Below are 8,251 nucleotides of genomic sequence, written 5' to 3'. Positions count from 1 at the left end.
TGTAAATACAAATTAAAAAGCAGGTAGATGCATTCCATATATTGTATAATAGTATAGTAAGTATTTTTTTAAATATAGAATGGTATTACCCATTTACACAAAGGAGAGTTAACATATGGCTACTCGTCACATCATTACAATGTTAGAAAAAACATTACAAGTTGAAACAGAAAACACAATTTCTCATCTATCTAATTCTTTATCCGATCGTATTCTTTCACAAAGTGCAGCAGTACATGAAAACAATTGCTATCATACAATTGGCGAATGGTACAAAAATCATTTCTTATTCCAACAAGATGATTTCCTTTGGGCTAAATACGTTTTCTATGACGTATATTGTGAGGCTATAAAAAAACAAGGTCATCTTACAAAACGCGTTCGCCAAATATTAGAATCATTAGCTCGAAAACACGGAAAACAATACATTGCGTCTATACTAAATATACCATTTCCTAATGAACAGGAAAAAGGGACAGCATAAACCAATCCTAGATTCATTGTTTTCTAGAGAGATTACAAATAAAACGTTCATGCCACATGAACTAATGAAACCGGTGTCATGATAATGATTGAAGATATAATAAACAGGAAAACCCCCATTTACCTCTCTCGTCCATACGAATAGAGAAGTAAATGGGGGTATACTTGTTTCTTTATTAATTCATCATCTGCTTTATCAATTCTCGATTTCTCTTCTTAAATACTTCATTATGCGAAGAAACCATTCCGTACTCACTTGCATCTGGTTGAATAAATTGTTTCGCTTTATTCACAGCATTTCCAGCATCTTGGAACGCTCCTGCGATTAAATGTAATTTTCCGTCATGCTTTAAAATATCTCCAGCGGCATATAACCCGTCTACCGAGGACTCACTATTTGCATTCCCTGCAATATAATAATTATCAACAATAGCGACATCTAGCTCACTATTTTCCAATAATGTAATGTCACGTTCATATCCATGATTAATAATAACTTCTTCAACAGATAAATGAGAAACCTCTCCAGTTTCATGATTTGTTAATTCTACATGTTCAATCGCTTCATGGTTATCACCGGCAATTAATTTTGTAATCGATGTATTAAAGAAACATTCTGCCGAACTGTTCATAAGTTGTTTTACTTGTGCTTCATGACCAGATAATTCTTCTTTTCTATATGTTAAATAAACTTTTTTCGCAATCGGTTCTAATTCATTTGCCCAATCAATTGCAGAGTTCCCTCCGCCTGAAATAATTACCGTTTTATCTTTGAAACGTTTTAACGATTTAACTGTATAATTTAAATTTGAGACTTCGAATCTCTCAGCACCTTCAATTGATAACTTTTGTGGATTCAATATACCACTCCCAGTTGCGACGATCACTGTTTTTGAAAAATGTTCTTCCCCAGAGCTTGTTTTCAACGTAAAAATACCCTCTTCATTACGAATAATTGATTCTATTTTTGTATTCAATACAACTTCAGGTTGAAATGTTAATCCTTGTTGTACAAGTTGCTCAATTAATTTCTCACCCGTAACCGGTAACACTCCGCCAATATCCCAAATCATTTTTTCTGGATAAACATGTATTTTTCCACCTAACTGTGGTTGAAATTCTATTATTTTCGTTTTCATCTCTCTGAGTCCACTATAAAAAGCTGAATAAAGCCCTGCAGGTCCTCCGCCTATCACAGTTACATCAAACAATTCTTCTCGATTCATTCGTGCCCACTCCTCAGCTATTAGTAATTGATTATCATTCTCAATAAAATATAACCTGTTTCCGCAAAATTTACAATCAAAATTACTATTGACAATACACCTATATAAAATTATATTATTTAAAGAATCAATAGTGATAATCATTATCAGTTTGTTAATAATTAGCAAATTTGGGATTACATCTTCTTTCATTAATATGGTCAATACTATATTGTGAAATCTCATATTCAAGATTTTTAATAAATATTTTGTATTCTGTATTACCACTACTCTTTCAAAAAGATTGCAGTTAAACAAATTATTGTATACACATATCATCTATTTAAAGGAGAAAGACGATGAAAAAATTATTTATTTCACTAACAGTTCTGTTCGTCCTTGTTATGAGTGCTTGTAGCAACGGTTCAACAGACAAGAAGAACGACGCAAAAGGTAAAAAATCAGAAACAATTACATACCAATCAGAAAATGGTAAAGTAGAAGTTCCAGCAAATCCACAACGTGTTGTTGTCCTATCATCATTCGCTGGTAACGTAATGTCATTAGGTGTAAACCTTGTTGGGGTAGATTCATGGTCTAAACAAAACCCACGTTTCGATAGCAAACTGAAAAATGTCGCTGAAGTATCAGATGAGAATGTTGAAAAGATTGCAGAATTAAATCCAGATTTAATCATTGGTTTATCAAATGTTAAAAATGTTGATAAGTTAAAGAAAATCGCTCCTACTGTAACATACACTTACGGAAAAGTTGATTACTTAACACAACACTTAGAAATCGGTAAATTATTAAATAAAGAAAAAGAAGCAAAAACTTGGGTTGATGATTTCAAGAAACGCGCACAAACAGCTGGAAAAGACATTAAAGCGAAGATCGGTGAAGATGCAACAGTTTCTGTTGTTGAAAACTTCAACAAACAGCTTTACGTATACGGCGAAAACTGGGGCCGTGGAACAGAAATTCTTTACCAAGAAATGAAATTAAAAATGCCTGAAAAAGTAAAAGAAAAAGCTTTAAAAGAAGGATACTACGCATTATCTACTGAGGTATTACCTGAGTTCGCTGGTGATTACTTAATCGTAAGTAAAAACAAAGATACTGATAACTCATTCCAAGAGACAGAATCATATAAAAACATTCCAGCAGTAAAAAATAATCGTGTATATGAAGCAAACATGATGGAATTCTATTTCAATGATCCACTTACATTAGATTTTCAACTAGACTTCTTCAAGAAGAGCTTTCTTGGTCAATAATACAAACATGAGGAATTCTTAATTTAAGAATTCCTCTTCCTTTATTCTATGAAAAGAAAAGATGTGAAGCTGATGAAAAAAGAGCAAGACAACCTACGTTCCAACGCTTTTACATACAAATTAATTTTGAGTATCATTGCATTCTTTCTTATTTTTATGTTTGCAATGGTATTAGGTGCTGCAGATACTTCTATAAAAGACGTATGGTTAGCACTCACTTCCTCTGCTAAAGGAGATAAGCTATCCATCCTGCGTGAAATACGTTTACCACGTGAAGTTGCTGCTATTTTTGTAGGAGCTGGACTCGCTGTTTCTGGTGCAATTATGCAAGGATTAACTCGAAACCCACTTGCCGATCCGGGATTACTAGGCTTAACTGGTGGCGCAAATGCCGCACTTGCACTAACACTTGCTTTCAATCCTTCTATAAGCTACCTTTACTTAACACTAGCTTGCTTTATCGGTGCTGCAATTGGCGCTATTATGGTATTTGGAATTGGCATGGTGAAAAAGGGCGGACTTTCCCCTCTTCGAATTGTATTAGCTGGTGCTGCTGTTTCAGCATTTCTACTTGCAATCTCAGAAGGTGTTGGCATTTACTTTAAAATTTCACAAGATGTATCAATGTGGACGGCTGGGGGCGTAATTGGAACGAGTTGGAGCCAATTAAAAATTATTATTCCGGTTATTTCAATAAGTATATTTATCGCTATCTTACTTGCAAAGAAATTAACAGTTCTTAGTTTCAGTGAAGAAGTTGCCGTTGGACTCGGTCAAAAAATTATCGTTATTAAAACGATTTTATTTATCATTATTATCTTGCTTGCTGGTGCTTCTGTAGCACTTGTCGGAAACATGGCATTTATCGGACTTATGGTACCCCATATGGTTCGTCCAATCGTTGGACCAGACTACCGTTTTGTTATACCAATGTCAGCGATTGCTGGTGCTTCCTTTATGCTGCTCGCAGATACAATCGGACGTACAATTAACGCTCCGTATGAAACACCAGTTGCTGCAATCGTCGCAATTGTAGGATTACCATTCTTCCTATTCATTGTACGTAAAGGAGGAAGAACTTTCTCATGATGCAATCTATTCTAAAGAAACAACGCCTTATCATACTTGCATTACTTATACTTACCATCACAACAATTGTAATTGGAATGGGACTCGGTTCTGCCGCTCTCTCCTATGACAGATTAATCCCAACACTTATGGGACAAGGTACATTTAAAGAAGAATTCGTTTTATATTCTTTAAGGCTACCTAGAATCGTCATTACATTATTAGCTGGTATGGCTCTCGCTTTATCAGGTGCTGTATTACAAGGTATTACCCGAAACGATTTAGCTGAACCTGGTATTCTCGGCATTAACGCTGGTGCTGGTGTTGCAGTTTCTGTTTTCTTTCTATACTTCCCGATAGACGTAGGTTCATTCCTTTACCTACTACCCGTTGTTGGATTTATCGGTGCGTTTCTAACAGCTGTTCTAATTTACGTATTTTCATATAGTAAATCCACCGGCCTTCAGCCAATACGATTAACATTAACCGGCATCGGTTTTTCATTTGCACTATCTGGAATAATGATTGTCCTTATTTCATCCGCTGATCGTATGAAAGTGGACTTTATCGCCAAATGGATTGCCGGAAACATTTGGGGAGATGACTGGACATTTGTTTTAGCAATGCTTCCTTGGCTAATCGTATTAATCCCATTTGTCTTCTATAAAGCAAATCGATTAAATATACTAGCATTAAACGAGCCAGTAGCAATCGGTGTTGGAATTGAAATTGAAAAAGAGCGAAGATACTTATTAATCGCAGCCGTTGCACTTGCTGCCGCTGCTGTTTCTGTAACAGGAGGCATTAGCTTTATCGGACTTATGGCTCCTCACATCGCCAAATCTTTAGTAGGTCCAAGGCATCAAATCTTCATGCCAATCGCTGTTTTAATTGGTGGATGGCTATTACTATTTGCAGACACAATCGGACGAAATATCGTTGAACCTAACGGTATTCCAGCAGGGATTGTCGTTGCTTTAATTGGTGCACCTTACTTTATGTATTTGTTATTGAAGAAGGCATAGAAAAACCCCCTCAAGATTTTTTCTTGAGGGGGTTTTCATTTCATTCTACTGCTGCCCATACCCTTCAAACTTCTTCGCCAAATTCTCCATCTCGTCTTCTGGCAGTAATTTCGGTTCTCCGATACTTTTCGTTTGATAATAAATTTGAGCACAAAACTCTATTTCTTCTGCAATAGTAAACGCCATTTTTATATTATTCGCACCGGCCATTAAACCATGATTCGCAAGTAAAACTGCACGACGATCAATCATTCCTTCAAAAGCAGCCTCTGCTAATTGCTTCGTACCAAATGTTTCATACGGTGCACAGCGAACATTCGGACCTGCAAAAGCAATCAAATATGACACAGCAGGAAGTTCCCATCCTAATGATGCGATTGTCTTCGCATAAGGAGAATGTGTATGTACAAGCGCATTTATATCTTCACGATTTCTATAATAGATAAGATGCATATCTAATTCACTTGATGGTTTTCTCTCTCCCTCTATCACTTCACCATCTAAATTCAATATAACTACATCTTCAGGCGTCGTTTCATAATAATCTAGACCACTTGGGCTAATTGCAACAAGACCTTGTTCACGATTGAAAATACTAATATTTCCCCCCGTCCCCTTTGTTAAACCACTAGAGATCATTTTCTTTCCATACGCTACAATTTCTTCTCTTTCTTTTTGTAATAACATATACATCCCCCTAAGTATGAAGCTTATGATGACTGACTATATATATCTACTTACTAAAATAGCTTTTTTAAATTCTCCGTAAACGGTGCTTTCACAATTCCTTTTTCCGTAATAATCGCTGTTACATTGTCAGATGGCGTGACATCAAATGCCGGATTGTATACTTTACTTTCTTGCGGAGCAGAGTATTGTCCGAAGCGATTGATCACTTCAGAAGCATCCCTTTCTTCAATTGGAATTTCTTTTCCTGTCAGTGTTTTCAAATCAATTGTCGGCGTTGGTGCTGCTACATAAAACGGAATGTTATAATATTTAGCCAAAATCGAAACACCTAATGTTCCAATTTTATTTGCTACATCCCCGTTTGCTGCTACACGATCACATCCAACGATTACTGCATCAATTTTCCCTTGTGACATGACCATTGCTGCCATATTATCTGTAATGACCGTTACATCAATTCCCGCTCGCTGCAGTTCTAATGCTGTTAACGTTGAACCTTGTAATCTAGGGCGTGTTTCATCCGAATAGATTTTTAAGTCCCATCCTTTTTCTTTCGCTAAGTACATTGGAGCTGTCGCAGTACCATACTTAGTCGTTGCTAACGCACCTGCATTACAATGCGTTAATACCCCCATGCCATCATGAAATAATGTTAATGCATGTTCTCCAATTTGACGGTTAATTTCTTCATCTTCTCTATGAATCTCTTTTGCTTCTTTTAATAATCTATCTTTCAACTGCGCAATTGATAAGTGAGCATTCTCTTTCGCTACACTTTCCATTCTTTCAAGCGCCCAAAATAAATTTACTGCCGTCGGTCTTGATGTCGCTAAGTATGCACATACCTTTTTTACTTCCGCTATGAATTCTTCCGCCGAACTTTTCGCAACTTCCTTTACCCCTAAATACACACCGTAGGCTGCTGAAACACCTATTGCCGGCGCTCCTCGTACTTTCATTACTTGAATCGCATCCCACACACCCTCAGCCGTTTTAAAAGATTCATAGACTACTTCGTTCGGTAATACCGTTTGATCCAATAACACTAAAGCATCATCTTTCCACTGAATTGGTATTAATTGCTCTGCCATCATCTTCTCCCCTTATTTCGCACTATGCATTGACTGTTTTTTTAACGTTTCTACAAAACTGCTACCTGTTTTATATTGATTCGCTTGTAAAATAAACTTCTTCGCTACTTGAAGACAAATTCGCTCCGCTCTAGCACGCGCCGCGTCATTCTCAATACAAATAATATCCTTTACCTTCGCTAGACCAACAATACGACGAATTAACTCAAGACCCGTCACTGCAGCTGTATCCTCTAATACAGATTGTAAATAAACTCGGTTAAAGCCTTCTTCCTTCGCCATAATCTCTGTCACATGAATATCCCAAGCATCTAAAAACTTCTTCTTAAATAAATCAATTACATCTATCATGGTAGATTCTATCCAGTTCATATATGTATCTTTCTCAATACCAGATTGCATCACTGCATCTGCATTCACCCATGCAAACATTAAATTTGCCATTATATTTCCAACGTCATATCCCATAGGTCCATAAAAGGCAAACTCAGGATCAATAACCTTTATAGAATCACTTTTTACAAAAACAGAACCAGTATGTAAATCACCGTGAAGTAGCGCTTGTGCATTCGTCATAAAAGAAAACTTAAGTTTTGCTACTTCCATACGAAGCTCTTTATCACTATAAATATGCTCTCTAATCCATCCTTCATTTAATTGAAACAATTCGTTTCGTTTATTATGATTTGTGAATGGCTCTGAATATACGAGGTCCTCTGTAATCTCACATAACTCAGGATTTATATAATTCTTCACGAGTTCCTTCTTCTCTTTATGATTCATTACAACATCTGATGTTAATAGAAGAGTGTTTACCATAAAAGTAGTTAAATCATCAGCAAGCTTCGGAAACATTTGATGATTTATGAGTGCTGTGCGCAATATTGTGTGATCTGATAAATCTTCCATCACGCAACAATTCATCACACTATCGAACAAATATACATTTGGCACGAGTCCAGGTGCTAACTCTCCTTCTAATCGCAAAACATCTGATTCTATACGGATTCGATTCGTCGACAACTTAAACTCATCTGAAATACGCGCTGTATCCCCAGCTTGCTTTACAATGACAGAAATGTTCTTCTGTTCATCCCAAACGCGGAACACATAATTTAAATTACCATCACCTATTTCTTTACACTTTAGCCCCTTTGCATGTTCGAACTTAGGTAATTTCTCTTGCACATATGCAATCACATCTTTAGCTTCCATTAAAAAATACTTCGTGAACTTAGACATGGTTTCCCCTCCACACTAAATGTAAACGTTTTCTAAAAGCCGTAAAAAATAATAGACTGAAATTTTTTCAATCTATACTATATCTTCTCTATTGCAATACATATCTCGCTTTTATTATATCTTGTTAGAAATGAGCGTCAATGTTTCTATTTCTCATTGCAATATACTTC

At 36.1% G+C, this 8,251-nt stretch carries 8 protein-coding genes; 4 read left to right on the top strand and 4 right to left on the bottom strand.

From position 1 onward, the window contains the following. The first annotated feature begins 115 nt into the window (after positions 1–115). Complete coding sequence (locus AB3X48_RS14185) at positions 116–484, top strand: hypothetical protein (protein WP_002159456.1); 369 nt, start codon at positions 116–118, stop codon at positions 482–484. A gap of 175 nt (positions 485–659) precedes the next feature. Here the strand turns inward: AB3X48_RS14185 and AB3X48_RS14180 are convergent, their stop codons facing one another. After that, positions 660–1,709 carry an NAD(P)/FAD-dependent oxidoreductase gene (locus tag AB3X48_RS14180; protein ID WP_002159457.1) on the bottom strand — a complete coding sequence of 350 codons (1,050 nt, stop codon included), beginning with the start codon at positions 1,707–1,709 and terminating at the stop codon, positions 660–662. A 338-nt stretch (positions 1,710–2,047) separates the two neighbouring features. On the opposite strand from AB3X48_RS14180, the gene AB3X48_RS14175 reads away from it, so the two are divergent. Genes AB3X48_RS14175 through AB3X48_RS14165 form a run of 3 tightly spaced genes read left to right on the top strand, consistent with a single transcriptional unit; the run spans position 2,048 to position 5,058 of the window. After that, positions 2,048–2,965: an iron-hydroxamate ABC transporter substrate-binding protein gene (locus AB3X48_RS14175; protein ID WP_002159458.1), complete on the top strand. Its 918-nt coding sequence runs from the start codon at positions 2,048–2,050 to the stop codon at positions 2,963–2,965. Between the two features lie 48 nt (positions 2,966–3,013). Beyond that, a complete protein-coding gene (locus AB3X48_RS14170) occupies positions 3,014–4,054 on the top strand; it encodes a FecCD family ABC transporter permease (RefSeq protein ID WP_002139451.1) in 1,041 nt (346 codons plus the stop codon). Then, positions 4,051–5,058: a FecCD family ABC transporter permease gene (locus tag AB3X48_RS14165; RefSeq protein WP_016103411.1), complete on the top strand. Its 1,008-nt coding sequence runs from the start codon at positions 4,051–4,053 to the stop codon at positions 5,056–5,058. Before AB3X48_RS14170 ends, AB3X48_RS14165 begins: the two co-directional genes overlap by 4 nt. A 45-nt stretch (positions 5,059–5,103) precedes the next feature. Here the strand turns inward: AB3X48_RS14165 and AB3X48_RS14160 are convergent, their stop codons facing one another. From AB3X48_RS14160 to mtnK, 3 genes are read right to left on the bottom strand one after another with little or no spacing between them, the layout of a single operon-like run. Next, a complete protein-coding gene (locus tag AB3X48_RS14160) occupies positions 5,104–5,745 on the bottom strand; it encodes an L-fuculose-phosphate aldolase (RefSeq protein ID WP_002159461.1) in 642 nt (213 codons plus the stop codon). A gap of 53 nt (positions 5,746–5,798) precedes the next feature. Then, the gene (mtnA, locus tag AB3X48_RS14155; RefSeq protein WP_016103410.1) at positions 5,799–6,839 is read right to left on the bottom strand and encodes an S-methyl-5-thioribose-1-phosphate isomerase; all 1,041 of its coding nucleotides are present in this window, start codon (positions 6,837–6,839) and stop codon (positions 5,799–5,801) included. A gap of 12 nt (positions 6,840–6,851) precedes the next feature. Next, positions 6,852–8,081, bottom strand: a complete 1,230-nt coding sequence (mtnK, locus tag AB3X48_RS14150) for an S-methyl-5-thioribose kinase (protein ID WP_367959689.1) — start codon at positions 8,079–8,081, stop codon at positions 6,852–6,854. Between the last annotated feature and the right edge of the window lie 170 nt (positions 8,082–8,251).

This window comes from Bacillus sp. S4, from assembly GCF_040838205.1.
Lineage (GTDB): Bacteria > Bacillota > Bacilli > Bacillales > Bacillaceae_G > Bacillus_A > Bacillus_A cereus_U.
Note: the sequence above shows the minus strand (reverse complement) of the source record. Positions and strands in the feature narration are given on the sequence as shown.

Coding starts and splice junctions, on each gene's coding strand:
- AB3X48_RS14185 (WP_002159456.1), top strand. CDS start 116: ATGGCTACTCGTCACATCATTACAATGTTAGAAAAAACATTACAAGTT.
- AB3X48_RS14180 (WP_002159457.1), bottom strand. CDS start 1,709: ATGAATCGAGAAGAATTGTTTGATGTAACTGTGATAGGCGGAGGACCT.
- AB3X48_RS14175 (WP_002159458.1), top strand. CDS start 2,048: ATGAAAAAATTATTTATTTCACTAACAGTTCTGTTCGTCCTTGTTATG.
- AB3X48_RS14170 (WP_002139451.1), top strand. CDS start 3,014: ATGAAAAGAAAAGATGTGAAGCTGATGAAAAAAGAGCAAGACAACCTA.
- AB3X48_RS14165 (WP_016103411.1), top strand. CDS start 4,051: ATGATGCAATCTATTCTAAAGAAACAACGCCTTATCATACTTGCATTA.
- AB3X48_RS14160 (WP_002159461.1), bottom strand. CDS start 5,745: ATGTTATTACAAAAAGAAAGAGAAGAAATTGTAGCGTATGGAAAGAAA.
- mtnA (WP_016103410.1), bottom strand. CDS start 6,839: ATGGCAGAGCAATTAATACCAATTCAGTGGAAAGATGATGCTTTAGTG.
- mtnK (WP_367959689.1), bottom strand. CDS start 8,081: ATGTCTAAGTTCACGAAGTATTTTTTAATGGAAGCTAAAGATGTGATT.